At 65.1% G+C, this 18,435-nt stretch carries 14 protein-coding genes; 6 read left to right on the forward strand and 8 right to left on the reverse strand.

Features of this window, described 5'->3' with window-relative positions:
• Positions 1-72 precede the first annotated feature (72 nt).
• From mfd to B5X73_RS12605, 5 genes are all read right to left on the reverse strand, one after another.
• Entirely contained in the window at positions 73-3,522 is a 3,450-nt protein-coding gene (gene mfd / locus B5X73_RS12585; protein ID WP_079521973.1) for a transcription-repair coupling factor, read from the reverse strand.
• 74 nt (positions 3,523-3,596) lie between these two features.
• Positions 3,597-4,505 (reverse strand): cation diffusion facilitator family transporter, encoded by a 909-nt coding sequence (locus B5X73_RS12590; RefSeq protein WP_079521974.1) that lies wholly within the window; start codon positions 4,503-4,505, stop codon positions 3,597-3,599.
• A gap of 33 nt (positions 4,506-4,538) precedes the next feature.
• Positions 4,539-5,045, reverse strand: coding sequence for a Slp family lipoprotein (locus tag B5X73_RS12595; protein WP_079521975.1), 507 nt, complete (start codon positions 5,043-5,045; stop codon positions 4,539-4,541).
• Positions 5,046-5,073: 28 nt separating this feature from the next.
• A complete protein-coding gene (gene rlmJ / locus B5X73_RS12600; RefSeq protein ID WP_043693175.1) occupies positions 5,074-5,976 on the reverse strand; it encodes a 23S rRNA (adenine(2030)-N(6))-methyltransferase RlmJ in 903 nt (300 codons plus the stop codon).
• A gap of 113 nt (positions 5,977-6,089) precedes the next feature.
• Positions 6,090-6,725: an NAD(P)-dependent oxidoreductase gene (locus tag B5X73_RS12605; RefSeq protein WP_079521976.1), complete on the reverse strand. Its 636-nt coding sequence runs from the start codon at positions 6,723-6,725 to the stop codon at positions 6,090-6,092.
• Between the two features lie 115 nt (positions 6,726-6,840).
• Between B5X73_RS12605 and B5X73_RS12610 the strand changes: the two genes are divergently transcribed.
• On the forward strand, positions 6,841-7,734 hold the full coding sequence (locus tag B5X73_RS12610) for a LysR family transcriptional regulator (RefSeq protein WP_079521977.1): 894 nt from the start codon (positions 6,841-6,843) through the stop codon (positions 7,732-7,734).
• A 1-nt stretch (position 7,735) separates the two neighbouring features.
• Here B5X73_RS12610 and B5X73_RS12615 read toward each other — a convergent pair whose 3' ends face one another.
• Positions 7,736-8,269, reverse strand: coding sequence for a DUF6630 family protein (locus B5X73_RS12615; RefSeq protein WP_079521978.1), 534 nt, complete (start codon positions 8,267-8,269; stop codon positions 7,736-7,738).
• 460 nt (positions 8,270-8,729) lie between these two features.
• On the opposite strand from B5X73_RS12615, the gene B5X73_RS12625 reads away from it, so the two are divergent.
• The 4 genes from B5X73_RS12625 (at position 8,730) to B5X73_RS12640 (ending at position 14,656) form a co-directional block, all read left to right on the forward strand.
• Positions 8,730-11,138 carry a TonB-dependent receptor plug domain-containing protein gene (locus tag B5X73_RS12625; RefSeq protein WP_079521980.1) on the forward strand — a complete coding sequence of 803 codons (2,409 nt, stop codon included), beginning with the start codon at positions 8,730-8,732 and terminating at the stop codon, positions 11,136-11,138.
• A gap of 5 nt (positions 11,139-11,143) precedes the next feature.
• Positions 11,144-13,372 carry a M28 family peptidase gene (locus tag B5X73_RS12630; RefSeq protein ID WP_176167833.1) on the forward strand — a complete coding sequence of 743 codons (2,229 nt, stop codon included), beginning with the start codon at positions 11,144-11,146 and terminating at the stop codon, positions 13,370-13,372.
• A 43-nt stretch (positions 13,373-13,415) separates the two neighbouring features.
• Positions 13,416-14,099, forward strand: coding sequence for a DUF1345 domain-containing protein (locus B5X73_RS12635; RefSeq protein ID WP_043693194.1), 684 nt, complete (start codon positions 13,416-13,418; stop codon positions 14,097-14,099).
• A 131-nt stretch (positions 14,100-14,230) separates the two neighbouring features.
• The gene (locus B5X73_RS12640) at positions 14,231-14,656 is read left to right on the forward strand and encodes a hypothetical protein (RefSeq protein WP_036114334.1); all 426 of its coding nucleotides are present in this window, start codon (positions 14,231-14,233) and stop codon (positions 14,654-14,656) included.
• Positions 14,657-14,719: 63 nt separating this feature from the next.
• Here B5X73_RS12640 and B5X73_RS12645 read toward each other — a convergent pair whose 3' ends face one another.
• Both B5X73_RS12645 and B5X73_RS12650 read right to left on the reverse strand, forming a co-directional pair.
• Complete coding sequence (locus tag B5X73_RS12645) at positions 14,720-17,353, reverse strand: excinuclease ABC subunit UvrA (RefSeq protein ID WP_079521982.1); 2,634 nt, start codon at positions 17,351-17,353, stop codon at positions 14,720-14,722.
• A gap of 40 nt (positions 17,354-17,393) precedes the next feature.
• Positions 17,394-17,807 carry a DUF2000 family protein gene (locus B5X73_RS12650; protein ID WP_036114331.1) on the reverse strand — a complete coding sequence of 138 codons (414 nt, stop codon included), beginning with the start codon at positions 17,805-17,807 and terminating at the stop codon, positions 17,394-17,396.
• Between the two features lie 78 nt (positions 17,808-17,885).
• Between B5X73_RS12650 and B5X73_RS12655 the strand changes: the two genes are divergently transcribed.
• Complete coding sequence (locus B5X73_RS12655; protein WP_036114328.1) at positions 17,886-18,395, forward strand: Lrp/AsnC family transcriptional regulator; 510 nt, start codon at positions 17,886-17,888, stop codon at positions 18,393-18,395.
• The last annotated feature ends 40 nt before the right edge of the window (positions 18,396-18,435 follow it).

Raw genomic sequence — 18,435 nt, forward strand, 5'->3', positions numbered from 1 at the left:
GTGTGATGGTGCCGCACGCCGGATGTCGCGCGCGAGGCGCGCTCCTACAGTGGGTGACGCGAGGTTGGTGGGTTAGCCGGGCCGCCTCGCGCCCAGGGATACCAGCAAATCCTGCGCTGTCCTGATGCGCTCGGCCGAACCCGGCAGCTCCAGAATGACGCGCAGCTTGTCCTGCCCGTCCATCTTGAACACCCGGGGCTGCTGCTGGATCAGCTTGATCAGCGCCATCGGGTCGATATCCGGTTTATCGCGGAAGGTAATACGTCCGCCATTGGCGCCGAAGTCCACCTTGCGGATACCCAGCGGCGTCGCCATCAGTTTCAGCTGGGCGACTGCGAACAGACACTTGATCTGATCCGGCAGAAGGCCGAAGCGATCGATCATTTCCACCTGCAACTCGCGCAACCCATTTTCGTCGCGCGCGCTGGCGATGCGCTTGTAGAGCGTCAGTCGTGCATGGACATCCGGCAGGTAGTCCTCCGGAATCAGCGCGGGAAGATGCAGTTCGACCTCCGTCTCGTGCTCCGAGGTGAGATCGAAGTCCGGCACTTTGCCCGACTTCAGTGCACGTACGGCGCGGTCGAGCAGTTCCGTGTACAGACCGAAGCCGATTTCCTGGATCTGGCCCGATTGTTCTTCGCCGAGCATCTCGCCCGCACCGCGAATTTCGAGATCGTGCGTGGCGAGCGTGAAGCCGGCGCCGAGTTCTTCCAGCGAGGCCAGCGCTTCGAGGCGCTTCTCCGCATCGGCGGTCATCGCCTTGCGGTCGGGCACGATCAGGTACGCGTAAGCGCGGTGATGCGAACGACCGACGCGTCCGCGCAGCTGGTGCAGCTGCGCGAGACCGAAGCGATCGGCGCGGTTGACCACGATGGTGTTGGCGGTCGGGATATCGATGCCGGATTCGATGATGGTCGTCGACACCAGCACGTTGAATCGCTGGCGGTGGAAGTCCGCCATGACCTGTTCGAGGTCGCGCTCCGGCATCTGCCCATGGGCGACGCGAATGCGCGCTTCAGGTACCAGTTCGCCCAGCTCGCGTGCGATGCGCTCGATGGATTCGACTTCGTTGTGCAGGAAGTAGACCTGTCCGCCACGGGCCAGCTCGCGCTGGATCGCTTCGCGGATCAGGGCGGGCTGGTACGTGGAGATCAGTGTGCGCACGGCGGTCCGGTGGGCCGGCGGCGTCGCGATGATCGACAGGTCGCGCAGTCCGCTCATCGCCATGTTGAGCGTGCGCGGGATCGGCGTGGCGGTCAGGGTCAGCAGGTCGACCTCCGCACGCAGTTTTTTCAGCTGCTCTTTCTGGCGGACGCCGAAACGCTGCTCCTCGTCGACGATGACCAGGCCCAGATCCTTGAACCGGATCTCGGGACCAAGCAGCTTGTGGGTGCCGACGATGACATCGATCTGCCCTTCGGCGAGGCGCTCCAGCGCGCCGTCCACTTCCTTCTTCGACTTGAAGCGCGAGATGACGTCCACCCGGACCGGCCAGTCGGCGAAGCGATCGGCGAAGTTGCGGTAATGCTGCTGGGCGAGCAGGGTGGTCGGCACCAGGACGGCCACCTGTTTGCCGGCCGTCGCGGCGGCGAAAGCGGCGCGGAGTGCCACCTCGGTCTTGCCGAAGCCGACATCGCCGCAGACGACGCGATCCATCGCACGCGGTGCGGCGAGGTCGACGATGACGGAATCGATGGCGGCCTGCTGATCGGGTGTTTCCTCGAAGGGGAAGGTCGCCGCGAATTCCTCGATCATCTGCCGGTCGACGGACAGTGACTGGCCCTGACGGGCTTCGCGCTGCGCGTAGATGCCAAGCAGCTCGGCCGCCACGTCGCGCACCTTTTCGGCGGCCTTCTTGCGCGCACGTTCCCAGGCATCCCCGCCCAGGGAGTGCAGCGGCGCCAGTTCGGGCGCGGTGCCGGTGTAGCGGCTGACCAGGCCCAGCTGGGCCACGGGCACGTAGAGCTTGTCGCCCTTGGCGTACTCGATGGTCAGGAACTCGCCCGGCATATCGCCGACATCGAGCGAAAGCAGGCCCTGATAGCGGCCCACACCGTGGTCGATATGGACGATGGGCGAGCCGATGGACAGCTCGGTCAGGTCCTTGATGATGCTTTCGGGATCGCGGGCGGCCCCGGCACGGCGCTTGCGGTCGGTGCGCACACGCTCGCCGAACAGTTCGCGCTCGGTGAGCACGGTGAACGCGGGCTTGGTGATCGCGAAGCCTTGCTCGAGCGAAGCGACAGTGATCGCCAGCTTCTCGTCGCGGGCAAGGAAGTCTTTCCAGCCGTCGAGGATGGCCGGCTTCAGCCCCGCGCCCGCGAGCTGTTCGATCAGGGCTTCGCGGCGGCCGGCGGAGTCCGCGGCGATCAGCACGCTGCCCTTGTAGCTGGCGAGGAAGTGCCGCAGCGCGGTGCCCGGCTCTTCGCCCTTGCGGTTGAGCGGCACCTCGGGCGCGGGCTGCGTGCCCAGGTCCACGGCGTGCTCGTGATCGCTGGACACGACATCCACGCGCACCTGCTTGTTCAGGCGCTCGCGCAGTTGCTCGGGCGGCAGGTAGATCTCGGCCGGCGGCAGCACCGGACGCTCGATATCGTGCGCGCGCTGGTCATAGCGCTCGGCGGTATGGGTCCAGAACTGCTCCGCCGACGCCAGCGCACCTTCGCCCAGGACGAACATCGCATCGCCCGCGATGTAGTCGAACAGGGTTTCAGTGGCGGGGAAGAAAAGGGGCAGGTAGTACTCGATGCCGCCCGGCGTGACGCCTTCCTTCATGTCCTGATAGAGCGGGCAGCGACGGATGTCGATCGGAAAACGTTCGCGCAGGTTGGCACGAAAGTTTTTGGCGGCGTCTTCGGTTAACGGGAATTCGCGGGCCGGGAGCAGGTCCACGCTGTCGACCTGATGCGTGGAGCGCTGGGTTTCGGTGTCGAAGCTGCGGATCGACTCGACCTCGTCGTCGAACAGTTCGACGCGATACGGCTCGCTCGCGCCCATGGCGTAGATGTCGATGAGCGCGCCGCGCACGGCGAAGTCGCCCGGCTCGGCGACCTGCGGCACGTTGCGGTAGCCGGCGGCTTCGAGGCGACGCTGCTCGGCGCCCAGGTCCAGCTTCTGACCCTTGCGCAGCACCAGCCCGGAACCGGTGATGTGCGTGCGCGGGGCGATGCGCTGCATCAGGGTCGCCACCGGCACGACCAGCACGCCGCGCCGGGTGCTGGGTAGCCGGTAGAGGGTCGCGATACGCTGGGAAACGACTTCCGGGTGCGGGCTGAAGACGTCGTAGGGCAGCGTTTCCCAGTCCGGGAAATGCAGCACGGGCAGTTCGCCCGCGAAGACCGCCAGCTCGCTTTCGAGGTTGTCGGCGCTGCGGGTGTCGCGGGTGACCACGACCAGCAGGCCTTCGTGCGCGCGCGCCGCCTCGGCGACTTCGAGAGCCCAGGCCGAGCCATGGGGTGTGGCCCAGTAGCGGCGTGTCTTGGCGGTGGCGGGCAGCGGCGGGCGGGTCAGAGCTAGAGGCATGAAGTCGGCTTGGTCGCTTGCGGACAAGCCGACGATTGTACTACCCCGGGGTGAAGCGGCTGGCTAGGCCAGCCTCAGTCCGTGATATCCGGCTCGAAGAAGCTCCAGCGCACGTCCTTGAACTCCGCCTTGAAGTCCGCCTCCACGATGTTGATCGCTTCGACCATGGCGCGCGCGGTCGGCGCCGCGGCCATCTTCGCCTTGATCGCCACCATCACCTCGTTGCCCATCTGCAGGGTCAGCAGGTTGTAGACCGTGTCGATTTCAGGGCGGCCCTGGAGGAAAGCCACCATCTGCACACGGCGCCTTGGCTCCACGCCCTGGCCGATCAGCAGCGCCTTGACCTCGCGGGCGACCGCGACGGCTACCACGATAAGCAGCACGCCAATGGCGATCGTGCCGATAGCGTCGAATATCAGGTTGCCGGTCAGCATGGTCAGCAGCACGGCGATCAGTGCCAGGCAGAGGCCGAGCAGGGCGGCCAGGTCTTCACCGAAGATCACCAGCAGCTCGCTTGCCCGCGTCTCACGAAACCACTGCCACAAAGGCTGGTCGCCGCGCGCCTTGTTCACTTCCTGCATGCAGCCATGCATGGAAACGCCTTCGGTGATGATGGAAAACACCAGCACGCCGACAGCCAGCCATGCCCATTTGAGCGGCTCGGGATGGGTGAGCTTATGGACGCCCTCGTAGACCGAGAACATGCCGCCCACGCTGAAGAGCAGGATGGCGACGAGAAAGGACCAGAAATACAGCGCGCGCCCCCAGCCCAGCGGGTACTCTGACGACGGCGGCCTCTTGGCCTGCTTCATGCCGAGCAGCAACAGGCCCTGGTTGCCGCAATCGGCGAGCGAATGCACCGCTTCCGCGAGCATCGCACCGGATCCGGTAAAGAGGGCCGCGACGAGCTTGGCGACGAAAATGGCGAAGTTGGCGCCAAGCGCGAGAAAAATCGCGCGCTTCGAATCGGAATGTCCCGACATGTGATCCCTGTCCCGGTAAGTGATCGAAAGATCTTACCGTATGACGCCGACACCCACGCCGAAACTGATGTTCGGGTGGCCACCCGACATTTCCTTGGCCGTCCACACGTGCGACTGGTTCACCGAAACCAGCGGGAAGGTGTACGACGCCTGCCCGACATTGGACGCGCGCGTGCCATTCAGGCGGCCCGCGACGGTCACCAGGCCGCCAGCCGGGTAGTCGAGGCTTTCGACGTAGCCAGGCATGGCGGCGATGAACCGGCCGTTGCCGGTGTCGTTCGCCTGCGGCCGCTGCGAACCATCGAGCGGATAGGCGAGGATCTCGATCTCGCTGTGGTCGGCAAAGTTGCTGACCCTGACGATGCGACCACCCCAGATCACGTCCGAGTTGCCGTAGCGTTCCGGCTCGCGCGCCACCTGGGAGGGTGGCACGGCGGCGTTGTTCGCGGTGGTTTTGTAGATCGGCGCCGGTGCGCAGGCGGAAAGCGCGAGCGTGAGCAGGGCGGCAGGAACGGCTAAACGGACGATGGTCGGGCGCATGGGTCGGCTCCTGGCATGTATCGCCAATTTAGCGCCGACGGACTGAACGGGGTGCGTGCGGACTGTGGGCAGGCTCTTCATCCTTGCCTTCTTCCACCAGCCAGGTCAGCCGGTATTCGGATTCGCCCGGCTTCCCCAAAAGCTTCGGCAGCAGCTTGAGCGAGTCGCGGATCGTTTCATCGAGTTTCCACGGCGCATTCACGATGGCGATACCCGTGCCGTTGAGACGCAGCGGAGAGTCGTCGGGACGCAGCAGCAGTTCGGCGACCAGAACGCGTTTGGCGCCGCACTTGGTCAGCCAGCGATGGAACGGCTGCACGTGGCTGCGCAGCTTGATCGGGTACCAGACCGCGTAGACGCCGGTCGGCCACTTTTCCAGCGCGGCCTTGAGCGTCTTCTCGATGATGCGGAACTCGGCTTCCTGAGCCTCGAACGGCGGATCGATCAGCACCAGGCCGCGCTTTTCTTTCGGTGGAACGAAGGCTTTCATCGCCTCGTAGCCATCACGCTCATGCACATGGATGCGCTTGTCGTGGTGGAACAGCTGGCGGAGTGCGCCTGACTCGTCATTGCGTACATCGACCATCTGCGCCGAGTCGGTCTCACGCATCAGATGGGCGGCGATCCACGGCGAGCCGGGATAGAAGCGCAGCGAATCGCTGCCTTCGTTCAACGCGCGGACGATCTCGAGGTACTTCCAAAGCAGGGGCGGCAGGCCGGACGCGGTCTTGAGGACGCCGAAGCCTTCGTCGGCCTCGGCGGTCTTGCGCGCCTCGTTGCCTTGCAGGTCGTATCGACCGCTGCCGGCGTGAGTGTCGATGTAGCAGAAGGGCGACGCCTTTTGCTTCAGCGAGTCGATCAGGGCCACGAGCACCATGTGCTTGAGGACATCGGCAAAGTTGCCGGCATGGTAGGCGTGGCGATAATTCATCGGGAGATTATAGCGGCCAAAAGCCGCCAATCCCCACGCCGCCAATCCCCATGTAGGAGCGCGCCCCGCGCGCGATTCCTCGTGCGCGCGATTCCTCATGCGCGCGATTCCCCTCAATACGCGAAGGTCACCCGCTTCTTCACCGCATCGCCCTTCTCGATCCGGTCCAGCACGCCGATGGCAAAGTCAGCGGTCGAAATCCGGCTGTGCCCGTCACTATCCACAAGCAACTGATCGCCACCTACCCGGAAGCTCCCCTTGCGTTCGCCCGGTGCGATCTCCGCCGCGGGGCTGATGTAGGTCCAGTCCACACGGGCATCGCTGCCGCGGAACGCCTTCAGCGCCTCGATCTGCGAGTTCGCCGAGGTCTTCCAGGCTTCCGGGAAGTTCGGGTCGTCGATCACACGCACGCCCGGTGCGGTCTCCAGGCTGCCCGCACCACCGACCCAGGCGAAGCGCTTCACGCCGGCCGCCGCGAGCGCGTAGAGCAGGGCGGTCGCCTGCTTCGGCACATTGGCCGGCGTGGCATGGTCGTTCAGGCTGGCGATGGCGGCATCGGCCCCGGCAAGGGCGGGGGCGAACGAGGTGGCGTCGGCCACGTCGCCTTTGACGACCTCAAGCTTCGGGTTCTTCGTGGCCAGTTTCGCAGGATCGCGAACGACGGCGGTGACCTCATGCCCGCGGGCCAGAGCCTCGTCGAGGATCACGTTGCCGATGTTGCCGGTGGCGCCGAACAGAACGATCTTCATGGGAATGGCCTTGGTGTCGGAAGTCAGGCAGCTAGGATGCGCCGGCGATCGTTTCCGAAAAACGCCCCATCGCGCAATTCATCGTAAAGTATCGCTTTACGACAGGGACCGACTCATGGCCGCCGCCGACGTCAATCTGAACCGCCTGGCCGTCTTCGTCGCCCTCGTCAGGGCGGGGTCCTTCACCGCCGCGGCCGGGCAGCTGGGGACGACCAAGGCCATGGTCAGCCAGCACCTGGCAAAGCTGGAAGAGGAACTCGGCGTCGCGTTGATGGTGCGCAGCACGCGGCGGATGGCGCTGACCGACGCCGGTGAGCGCTTTCACGAAGACTGCGCCCGCATTCTCGCCGATGCCGACGATGCGATCACCCGGCTGGGCGAGTGCCGTGACACGCCGATGGGCGTGCTTCGCGTCACGGCTGCCAGCGACCATGGCACCACTGTCGTCGCCCCGGCGCTCGCCGAGTTCGCCGAGCGCTATCCGCAGGTGAGGGTGGAACTGGTCGTCACCGACACCGTGTCCGATCTGATCGCCGAGCGGTTCGATCTGGCCATCCGTATCGGCTGGCTGCGCGACTCGAGCCTGCGTGCCGCCCGGCTAGCCGCCTTCCGCGAATGCCTCGTCGCCTCGCCGTCCTATCTGGAAAAACACGGTACGCCATCGGTCCCCGGCGACCTCGCAGCGCATCGCTGGGTGGCCGTCACGGTGCTGGCTTCGCCGACGCGATGGACCTTCACCGATGGCCACGGCGATGAGCACTCGGTACAGACCCGTGTCATCGCCAGTGCCAACAGCGCGACCGTCGCCTGTCGTTTCGTCCTCGAAGGCCTGGGGATCTCGGTACTGCCCGACTACGTCGTCGATGCCGATGTCGCCGCCGGGAGACTCGTCGCCTTGCTTCCCGGGTTCACGTTGCCCGAGGGCGGGATACACGCGGTGTATCCCGGGCGACAGCCCCCGGTGAAGGTTCGTGCCTTCATCGATCTGCTGAAGGAGCGTCTGGCGTAGCTCAGGTCACCTGGCTGCCAAGACGCAGATTGATGCCCAGCGACGCGGCGATCTGACGCATGTGTTCGTCATCGCGCGAGGACGTGATCCATCCGGCATACACATCGTCTTCCTCAGCCTCGCGCGCCCACAACGTATAACCGTACTGATTGAGCTGGTCGAAGGCGCGGCTGAAGATTTCCGGACCGTCGATGTCCTCGTGAAACTCGTCTTCGCTCGGGTCGCCGTCCCAGTCGATGGTGACATCGCTCCAGCGCGATACCAGTTCCATGATGGCATCGACGAGAGTGCGGGTGTCGTCGGCATCCACCTCGAAACTCGACTGCCAGTCGGTGACCTGCGCCACGATGCGGATGGGGTCTTCGTCGCCCTGGTCCTCGATCTCCGCGCGATACACGGTGAACTGGCGCAGCGCATTCTCCTCGTCGCCGGGATTGATGAGCAGCAACAGCTGCCAGACCTGGGACTCGACGGTGTCCTCGCCTTCTTCATCGTCGTACTCGCGTTCTTCGGGGTAATCGTCGTCGTAGCTCATGGGGAATGGCCTGTGGGATCGGGGGAAATCATCGCACGATGCGCGTCATAGCGCCGCAGGTCTTGAAATGGACGTCCAATCGCACAGGTTGACAAACTTGCGACGCGGTGCAACAAATGACATCCGGGCCACTGCCAACCATGCCGTTCCGGCGGCTTACTTCAGGTGTAACACGCTCCCAGTGAACGCATACGACTTCCACGCGCACACCCTCCCGATGACGTCGCCGGCCATGCCGCGATGTTCGGTGGCGGCATGCGCGTGTCGTTCGTGTCGACTGGTCTGAGCGACCCACACCGCGCGTAGTGCGCGCTCCGCTAAACCCGCGGAGCACATCTCGCCATTTTCTCCGTCACGTCGACGGGTGACGCCCCGGAGCGTTGCCGCGACCTGCCGTCACTCATTTCCGTCGCCCCCGGGGCGTCGGCGCACTTTCCGTTTCCAGGGGAATTCCGTACCCATGTTGTCTTTCGCTCATCGCCGCAAGCCGTTGTTCCTTGCACTCGCCGTCGCGCTCAGCGCCTCGACCGTCCATGCGCAACAGGCCGCGCCGGCCGACACGACCGAGGCCGCCAAACCCAGCAACCTCGACACCGTCATCGTCACCGGTACGCGCAGCACCGAGCGCACCGTATCGAGCTCGCTGCAACCGATTGACGTGATCACCCCGCAGCAGCTGCAGCAGAGTGGGGCCACCCAGCTCGCGGCGGCGCTGGCGCGTCTGGTGCCCTCCCTCAACTTCCCGCAGCCGACCACCATCAGCGGGGCGGAAGTGGCCCGGCCGGTGACACTGCGCGGTCTCAGCCCGGATCAGGTCCTGGTGCTGATCGACGGCAAGCGGCAGCATTCGGGCGCCTTCCTCAACCTCGGTGGCGCCATCGGCCGCGGTTCGAACCCCGTCGACCTGAACGCCATTCCCGTCTCGGCGATCGAGCGTATCGAGGTGCTGCGAGACGGCCAGTCGGCACGTTACGGCTCCGACGCCATCGGCGGTGTGATCAACGTGATCCTGAAGAAGTCGGGCACGGGCGGCCAGGTAACGGCCAAGTTCGGCGGCTATGACGCGGGCGATGGCCTGCAGCGACAGCTCTCGGCGGATACCGGTTTCAAGCTGGGCGACAAGGGCTCGATCCATGTGGCGATCGATACCCAGAACAACGATGGCAGCAATCGCGCAGGGCGCGATCAGACCGCGGCGTCGGTCGGTACCACGTACGGCAAGAAGGTGTACTGGCTCGGTGATCCGGCCGTGCAGTCGAACAAGGTGTCCGTGGTCGGGCAGTACGAGTTCAGCAAGGCGGCCGAGGTCTATTTCGAAGCGCTTTACCGGCGTGACCGCGACGAAACCGCCAGCCTCTATCGTCACCGCGGCGATTCGACCAATGTCGCCTCGATCTATCCCAGCGGCTACCTGCCGGTGAGCATTCCGATCGTCAACGACACCACGCTGACCGCGGGCCTGCGCGGTGAGCTGGGCGACGGCTGGCATTACGATGCCTCGGTCAGCCATGGCTCGAACGAGTACGACCAGCGCAGTCATTCGATCAACGCCGACTACTACAGGGCGTTCGGTGAGACGCCGTTCTTCATCCAGGGGGCCGATTACAAGGCCAATCAGCAGGTCGCCAACCTCGATATCAGCAAGGAAATCACGACATCGTGGCTGCCCAATCCCGTCAGCGTGTCGTTTGGCGCGGAGTATTTGCGTCAGGCGTACAAGGTGACGCCGGGCGATGCCGTGTCGCAGTACGGTGCGAACGGAGGAATCACGGGCGACCTGCAGGGCAACTGGCAGCGGCATGACACGTCCGAGTACATCGATCTCGAGACCAATCTGACCGACCGTTTCGCCGTGTCGCTGGCGGGACGCCACGAGAACTACAGCGATTTCGGCGGCACGACGTCCGGATCGTTGTCCGGTCGTTTCGACTTCACGCCGCGCGTCGCCGTCCGTGGCAGCGTCGGCACCGGATTCCGTGCGCCGACGCTGGTGCAGCAGCACTATGCGGATATCTCCTCGCAGTTGCAGGACCTGGGGCAGGGACAGGTGCTGGTGCAATCCGGTACGTTCCCGGTGGATGCGGAAGCGGCCAGTCTGCTGGGTGCCGAGAAGCTGAAGCCCGAGAAGTCGCGCAGTGCCACGCTCGGCCTCGTGCTCGAGCCGCTCAACGGCTGGAACGTCAGCGTCGATGCGTACTACATCAAGATCAACAATCGCATCAATCTGTCGTCGAACATTCCGGTCAGCACACCCGCCGTCAACGCCTACCTCGCCGCCAACGGCGTGGACGCGAACTATCAGTCGATTCGTTACTTCACCAATGCGGTGGACACGCGCACGCGCGGCCTCGATGTCGTGAGTCAGTACGGCTTCGATTTCGCCAACGGCGATCGCCTCAACACCACCGTGGGCTGGGCGTACAACGAAAACGAGGTGACCCGGGTCAAGCCGAATCCGGCCATCCTCGATGAGCTCGGCGTGGCGGTGCAGCGCGTGGAGCGTCGCGAGCGTCTCGGCCTGCTGGGCGATACCAATCCGCGCACCAAGCTCGACGTAGGCTTCGATTACCTGCACGGCCGCTGGGCGGGCCACGCCAACGTGCAGCGCTACGGCAGCTACACCGTCTACAGCAACAGTGGCAATGCGCTCGATCAGAACTTCGATCATCGCTGGACGCTGGATCTCTCGGCCGATTACAACATCGACCACTGGACCCTGAGCGCCGGTGCGGACAACGCGTTCAATGCCCGCCCGGAGCAGGTGAAGTATGCCAATTCCACCAGCGGCAACTTCAAGTACAGCCTGTTCTCACCGCTGAGCTGGAACGGGCGTTACTACTACGCCAGCGCCACGTACCGGTGGGACTGATGCGCATGCGTACGCTATTTATCGCTTTCTCCCTCACCGTCGCGGCTGGCGCCCATGCCGCTCCCGCCGAACCGATCGCCGGCTTCGGCGGCGCCTCGACGCAGGCGGAGCGCGACGTGGAGCAGCGTGTCGACGCGTCCATCGGCAGCGCCGATCTCGACGGCTGGTTACGGCGGTTGACGTCGGCGCCCAACCAGGTCGGGTCGCCGCATAACGACGACAACGCGCGTTTCATCGCGGACAGCCTGCGTCAGTGGGGCTGGGACGTGAAGGTCGAATCGACGCGTGTGCTCGTCGCCTATCCCACGGTGCAGAAGCTTTCGCTGCGGGGCGGTGAGAGCTATGCGGCGGACTTTACCGAGCCCGCCGTTGCCGGTGATCCGGATACCGCAAAACAAGACGGCGTGTTGCCGGGCATGGAGTCGTACAGCCCGGACGGCGCGGTCGATGCGCCACTGATCTACGTCAACGAAGGCCTGGCGAAGGACTATGCGGATCTCGAGCGCACCGGCGAGTCGGTCAAAGGCAAGGTGGTCCTGGTCAAGTCGAGCGGTGCCGGGCGCTGGGTGAAGCCACGCCTTGCGCAGGAGCACGGCGCGGTCGGCGTGGTGATCTACTCGGATCCGGAAGCCGATGGCTTCGTGAAGGGTGACGTCTACCCCGACGGTGCGTGGCGCACGCCGCGTACCCTCCAGCGAGGCACGCTTGGCATCGACAGCGTGCTGGATGCAGCAAGTGCGAAGACGATCCAGGCCGCGAAGCACACGGCGGACCTGTCGATTCCTGTGGTTACCATCGGCTATGGCGACGCCGAACACTTCCTGCGGGCGCTCGGCGGGCAGGCCGTGCCGGACCGCTGGCAAGGCGGTCTGCCGCTGACCTATCACGTGGGGGGCAATGCACGTGTTCATCTGGAAGTCCGTTCGCCGTGGGAATGGCGCACGCTGCACAACGTGATCGCCACGTTGCGTGGCAGCGAGCATCCCGACGAGTGGGTGATTCGTGGCGTGCATCATGACGCCTGGGTCTACGGTGCGTGGGACCCGCTCGCGGGCACCACGGCGTTGCTGGCTGAGGCCAGGGCCATCGGCGAGCTGGCCAAGGCAGGCGTGCGACCGAAGCGCACGCTGGTGTTCGCCAGCTGGGATGGCGAAGAGCTGGGTATCCTGGGCTCCAAGGCATGGACCGCGCAGCACGCCGCCGAGCTGTCGAAGAAGGCCGTGTTCTACCTCAATAACGACACTACCGGCAGGGGTTTCCTCGCCGCGCAGGGTGACCCGTCGCTTTCCACTCTGATCGACGGTGTGGCAGCCGATCTGCAGGACCCGGAAACCGGCGCCACCGTGCAGGCACGTCGGCTGGCCAAGCGTGCGGTGGATGCGGCGGAGAAAGGCAAGGATGTCTCGGGTCCGATCGTTCCGTCGCGCGTAGGCACCGGCTCCGATTACCTGTCGTTCGCGCATCGCCTTGGCGTGCCGTCGCTGCACGTTCGCTATGGTTACGACCGCGACGGGGATGACGAGAGTGTGCCGGTGTACCACTCGCTCTATGACACATACACGCATTACCAGCGCTTCGGCGATCCCGGCCTTGCTTACGTAGGGTTGCTGGCGAAAACCAATGCGCGGCTCGTCCTGCGTGTCGCCAATGCGGACGTGCTGCCGTGGCGATACACCGGCTTTGCCACGGCGCTCGGCAAGGACATCGACCGCTTGCAGGCGAGCTCGGAAACGGCGCACAAGGAAGCGCAGCGCCATAACGCCCTGCTGGATGACGGTTCGTACCACCTGGCCGATGTGGCCTATCGGAAGCTGCAGCCGCCCGCGCGCGTCGACGATGGGTGGCAGGCGGTGAATCTGGACGCCCTGCGCGACGCCCAGCGCGATCTCCTGGCCGCCGCTGGCGCCTTCGACGCGGCCGCGTCCATCGCTGAAGCAACGGGTGCGCCCGCACTGTCTTCGTCCCGCGCCGCGAAGGTCAACCGTGCGTTGCGCGATGTCGCTCCGGCGTTCCTCCAGGCGTCCGGCTTGCCCCAGCGCAGCTTGTATCGGCACCTGCTGCAGGCCCCGGGTCGCAAGGAGGGCGAAGACGTCGCGCCGCTTCCGGGTATCGGTGACGCCATCGACGCGAAAGCCTGGGATCAGGCGAGTGCGGAAGTGACCCTCACCGCCAACGCGACCCGAAAGGCCGCCGAGGCTCTGCGTCAGGCGACGGTGACACTGACGCAGCCGTAAGAGGTTATAGTCCGCCGCATTCGCCGGGTGGACAGCTTTTTTCATGACCGAAACGCCGCAAAAATCAGCGCCTCATCGCAGGAAAGTGTGGGGTCCGATCCGCTACGCCCACGCCCGCCCGCGCCTGCTGGTGGGTGCGGCCGTGGCGGTGGTTGCCGCGGCGGCGCTGGAATTCAGCGGCATGCCACGGTCGTTGCCGCTGCTGCTGGGGTTCGATCTGGGTGCCGTCGTGTACTTCGTCCTGCTTTTGCGGATATTCGTCGGTGCCAGTCCGGCCACCATGCGGCGGCAGGCGAAGCAACAGGACACCGGCCGGTGGACCACGCTGCTGAGTGGTGTGGTCCTCTCCGCCGTCGTGCTCGGCGCGGTCACGACGGAGCTGAACTCCAGCGACAAGGGCGGGGCACTGGCCATCGCGGTGGCCGCGACCACCATCATCCTGGCGTGGACCTTCATGAATACCCTGTTCTCCCTGCATTACGCCCACGGGTATTACGGGGAGTTCGGCAAGCCACACCAGGGGCTCGATTTCCCCGGTGATGAAGAACCCGATTACTGGGATTTCGCCTATTTCGCCTTCACCATCGGCATGACCTTCCAGGTCTCCGATGTCCAGATCACCACCCGGTACCTGCGCCGGATCGGGCTGATGCACAGCGCGATCGCGTTCTTCTTCAATGTCTTCATCATCGCCATCAGCGTGAACATCGCCGCCGGCAAGGCCTGATCGGCAATAAGTTCACCCCCTACTGCCCATTTTTCTTATTGACGCGACGCCGCAAACGCGGTGTCCTTCGATTAGCCGTCCATACGGCAGGGGCCCTGACGGGCTTGAGAAGAGAAGGGGGGGGAAGCCAAATGACAATCCAGACGTTCGCACGGGCGGCGGGGGTCGCCCTGGTCCTCGTTATCGCCAGTAACGCGGCGGTCGCTCGCTCCGAGGACGACACACCACCCGAGTCCATCTGCTCGGTGCTCGGCACCGCCGCCCGCTACCTCAACACGACGGTGACCGTCCGTGGCGTGGCCAGCAGCGAGGGCAAGACGACGACGCTGTCCGATGCGCAGTGCAAGGGCGCGGTGGACCTCGCCATGGACGACAAGTCCGCCGGTAAGCGGGATGTGTCCTCGTTCCGACGCACGGTGAGCAATAAAGGCACCCGTGCCGATGCCACGGTGTTCGGACGCTTCAAGGCGACTGGCGACGCGCAGCATCCGTATGCCATCGACGTGTACAGCGTGCGTGACGTGAGCGAACTGCCGGCGGTTGCCGAGGGGAGCTGAGGGCAGCTCCCGCGGGGGCAGTGCATGGTCGTCGATGGGGCCTGTTCCTGTCGGCGACGCCGTTTACCCGAGTACCCGAGCCAGATAAGGCGCCGTACGGCTCGTCGTCTCGCTGGCGACCAGCCGCGGCGGCCCGCAGGCGACAATCTTGCCGCCCTCGTCACCCGCGCCGGGACCGACGTCGATCACCCAGTCGGCTCCGGCGACCACGCGCATCTCGTGCTCGACGACGACTACCGTATTGCCGGCCGCCACCAGCCCCTGCAACTGCGCCACCAGCTTGTCCACATCCGACGGATGCAGTCCGGTGGTCGGCTCGTCCAGCACGTAAAGATTGCTCCCGCGCTGCGACCGCTGCAGTTCCGTCGCCAGCTTGATCCGCTGCGCCTCGCCGCCGGAAAGCTCCGTGGCCGGTTGTCCGAGGCGCAGGTAGCCAAGCCCGATGTCATAGAGAAGCGACAGCGGCTTCATCACCGCTGGCTCGTCGACGAAAAACTCGCAGGCTTCCTCGACCGTCAGTCGCAGCACGTCGGCAATGTTCTTGCCGTTCCACTGCACTTTTAGCGTGGCCTCGTTATAGCGCGCACCGTGGCACGTGGGGCAGGGTGCATAGACGCTGGGCATGAAGAGCAGCTCGACGCTGACGAATCCCTCGCCCTCGCAGGTTTCGCAGCGCCCCTTCGCCACGTTGAACGAAAAGCGCCCGGCGTCGTAACGCTTCGCCCTGGCTGCCTTTGTCGCGGCAAACAACTTGCGCACGTGATCGAAGAGCCCGGTATACGTCGCCAGGTTGGATCGAGGCGTGCGCCCGATCGGCTTCTGGTCGACCTGGACCAGTCGCGTGATGGCGTCGGCGCCCTTGTGGATGCGACCGCCGGTCTTCGTGATGACGCTGGGTGCCGCGTCATCGCCTTCGTCCTCCGGGGCGGGCAGCTCGTGGCCCAAATGCTCACTGACCAGCTCCACCAGCGCCTGGCTGACCAGACTGGACTTGCCCGAGCCGGAAATGCCGGTGACCGCGGTAAACAGACCGATGGGGAAGGCGGCATCCAGATTATGGAGGTTGTTGCGCGTGATGCCGCGGAGTTCGAGCCAGCGCGATGCCGGGCGAGGTGACCGCTCAAGAGGCCGCTCGTGACCGAACAGATAACGCGCGGTACGCGACAGCGCCACGTCGGCGAGACCATCGGGAGGACCGCTGTAAAGAATCTCGCCGCCGCGTTCGCCTGCATCCGGGCCGACGTCGACCAGCCAGTCAGCGCGACGCATGACGTCCATATCGTGCTCCACGACGAAGATCGTATTGCCCGATCGCTTCAGTTGCTCCAGCGCGGTGAGCAAGGCCTCGCCATCCGCCGGGTGAAGGCCGGCCGACGGTTCGTCGAGCACGTAGACGACGCCGAACAGGTTCGAGCGGATCTGCGTGGCCAGGCGCAGCCGCTGCAACTCGCCCGGTGACAGCGTGGGACTTGATCGGTCCATTGAGAGGTAGCCAAGGCCGAGTGCCTGGAGCGTACCCACGCGGGCAACGAGATCCTGTGCGATGCGCTGAGCCGCGATACGTTTTTCCTCGGACAGGTTGGGGGTGCGCCGCACGTCCGATGACCCGTCGTGCGCGGCGCCGCCGGCGGCTACGCGCTTCGCATTCGCGCGCTTACCCGCGGCGCGGCTGCGTGTGGTCGACTCGGCCAGCTCGTTGAACCGCCCCTCGGCTGCCGGTTTCAACGTATCGACCAGGGCATCGAATGACAACGCGGACAGGCTTCCGATGTCCAGCCCGGCAAAAGTCACGGACAACGACTCGCGCTTCAGACGCTTGCCATCGCAGACCGGACAGACGCTGCCGATCATGTAGCGCGACACGCGCTTCTTCATGAGCGGACTTTGCGTCGTGCTGAAAGTGTGCAGCACATAACGCCGCGCACCCATGTACGTGCCCATGTAACTGGGTTCGGTCTTTCGCTTCAGTGCCGCACGGGTTTCCGCCGGCGTGAAGCCGGCATAGACCGGGACCGTCGGGGTTTCCTCGGTGAACAGGATCCAGTCGCGCTGCTTCTTTGGCAGGTCCTTCCACGGCACGTCCACGTCGTAGCCGAGGGTGACCAGAATGTCGCGCAGGTTCTGACCGTGCCATGCCGGTGGCCATGACGCGATCGCGCGTTGGCGCAGGGTCAGCGTGGGATCCGGCACCATCGACGCCTCCGTCACCTCGTACACGCGGCCCAGCCCGTGGCAGTGCGGGCAGGCACCTTGCGGCGTGTTGGGCGAGAAATCCTCTGCGTATAACATCGCCTGGCCGGCGGGGTACGAGCCCGCACGCGAGTAAAGCATGCGCACGAGACTCGACAGCGTAGTGACGCTGCCCACCGATGAGCGTGCTCCGGGCGTGCCGCGCTGCTGCTGCAATGCCACCGCGGGCGGCAGCCCCTCGATTTCGTCGACGTCCGGCACGCCTACCTGGTCGATCAGGCGTCGCGCATAAGGCGCCACCGACTCGAAGTAGCGTCGCTGCGCTTCCGCGTACAGCGTCCCGAAAGCGAGTGACGACTTGCCCGATCCCGACACCCCGGAGAACACGACGAGCGAGTCGCGAGGGATCACGACGTCGATGTTCTTGAGGTTGTGCTCGCGTGCGCCACGTACACGTACGAAGCCACGGAGGTCGGTCGAAGAGGGCGGGGATCTACGCTTGGTCATCCAGGGATTATCGCAGCCCCGGCTTGCGGTTCCCGTGAAATCACGTGTGCAGAGGCACGCCCTTGGTGGCTTTCTCGATCGCCTTCCGAGGTCCGCGTAACGCGATGCCGACGAGGTTGGGTGCATCGGCGTCTTCCGCGAGGAAGGCTTCGCGGTTGGCCGCGTCGTGTCCAGTGGAGAACATCGCCTCGACATAGATCGCGCGGGTCACGTCGCGTTCGATGGCGACGCGATGCGCATGGGCGAGCTGCGTCGCATCGGCACCGAACACGAGCATCGGCTGCCCGAGCAGGCGCGCGTAGTGACGTCCGGCCGCATCGATGTATGGCTCGCCCATGGCATCTGCCGCCGCTCCGGCGATGCCGGTGGCCAGGAAGGCGGTGACGTTGAGCTTCTGCCATGTCAGCAGGTCGCTGCGGACGAGGATGGCGACGCGGGTGTCGAAGGTGGTCATGTCAAAGGTTCTTCGCAGTCTGTTAGGCTGATTCAGTAAAACGCCGAATGTCATTCGGCGAAAGGGCGACAGGCTGCCATGACGAAAAAAACGAAAGCCATTCCGGGCGAGACCCCCGACGCGGTCCGGCTCGACGCGATCGACCGAAAATTATTAGGCGCGCTCTCCGCCGATGCCACGCTGAGCTACGCGGAGCTGGCCGAACGGCTGCATCTCTCCGCACCCGCGCTGCATGAGCGGGTGAAGCGGCTGCGCAGGGATGGGGTCATCAAGGCCACCGTGGCTGTGCTCGATGGGGTGAAGGTCGGGCGTCCGTTGCTGACCTTCGTCCACGTGGACACGACCAGCTGGGCGGTGACACGCCAGCTGCTGGCGCTGCAGGCCTTTCCCGAGGTGGAGGAAATCCACACCGTGACGGGAGAGAGCGCGATGTTGCTGAAGGTACGGACGGCCGATACGCGGGGGCTCGAACACCTGCTGGAGCGGATTCACGCGATGGAGGGATTCAAGGGGACGCGGAGCTATATCGCTCTGTCGACGTATCTGGAGCGGGGACCGAGTGCGGAGGAGGCTTCCGGGGCGACATAAAAAAACCCCGCGGTGCGGGGTTTCTGACGCCGACTTACGG

This window comes from Luteibacter sp. 22Crub2.1 (genome assembly GCF_900167995.1).
In the GTDB taxonomy this organism is placed as follows: domain Bacteria; phylum Pseudomonadota; class Gammaproteobacteria; order Xanthomonadales; family Rhodanobacteraceae; genus Luteibacter; species Luteibacter mycovicinus.

Bases quoted from the DNA above. Each gene is read 5' to 3' on its own strand.
- mfd (WP_079521973.1), bottom strand. From the start codon at position 3,522: ATGCCTCTAGCTCTGACCCGCCCGCCGCTGCCCGCCACCGCCAAGACA.
- B5X73_RS12590 (WP_079521974.1), bottom strand. From the start codon at position 4,505: ATGTCGGGACATTCCGATTCGAAGCGCGCGATTTTTCTCGCGCTTGGC.
- B5X73_RS12595 (WP_079521975.1), bottom strand. From the start codon at position 5,045: ATGCGCCCGACCATCGTCCGTTTAGCCGTTCCTGCCGCCCTGCTCACG.
- rlmJ (WP_043693175.1), bottom strand. From the start codon at position 5,976: ATGAATTATCGCCACGCCTACCATGCCGGCAACTTTGCCGATGTCCTC.
- B5X73_RS12605 (WP_079521976.1), bottom strand. From the start codon at position 6,725: ATGAAGATCGTTCTGTTCGGCGCCACCGGCAACATCGGCAACGTGATC.
- B5X73_RS12610 (WP_079521977.1), top strand. From the start codon at position 6,841: ATGGCCGCCGCCGACGTCAATCTGAACCGCCTGGCCGTCTTCGTCGCC.
- B5X73_RS12615 (WP_079521978.1), bottom strand. From the start codon at position 8,269: ATGAGCTACGACGACGATTACCCCGAAGAACGCGAGTACGACGATGAA.
- B5X73_RS12625 (WP_079521980.1), top strand. From the start codon at position 8,730: ATGTTGTCTTTCGCTCATCGCCGCAAGCCGTTGTTCCTTGCACTCGCC.
- B5X73_RS12630 (WP_176167833.1), top strand. From the start codon at position 11,144: ATGCGTACGCTATTTATCGCTTTCTCCCTCACCGTCGCGGCTGGCGCC.
- B5X73_RS12635 (WP_043693194.1), top strand. From the start codon at position 13,416: ATGACCGAAACGCCGCAAAAATCAGCGCCTCATCGCAGGAAAGTGTGG.
- B5X73_RS12640 (WP_036114334.1), top strand. From the start codon at position 14,231: ATGACAATCCAGACGTTCGCACGGGCGGCGGGGGTCGCCCTGGTCCTC.
- B5X73_RS12645 (WP_079521982.1), bottom strand. From the start codon at position 17,353: ATGACCAAGCGTAGATCCCCGCCCTCTTCGACCGACCTCCGTGGCTTC.
- B5X73_RS12650 (WP_036114331.1), bottom strand. From the start codon at position 17,807: ATGACCACCTTCGACACCCGCGTCGCCATCCTCGTCCGCAGCGACCTG.
- B5X73_RS12655 (WP_036114328.1), top strand. From the start codon at position 17,886: ATGACGAAAAAAACGAAAGCCATTCCGGGCGAGACCCCCGACGCGGTC.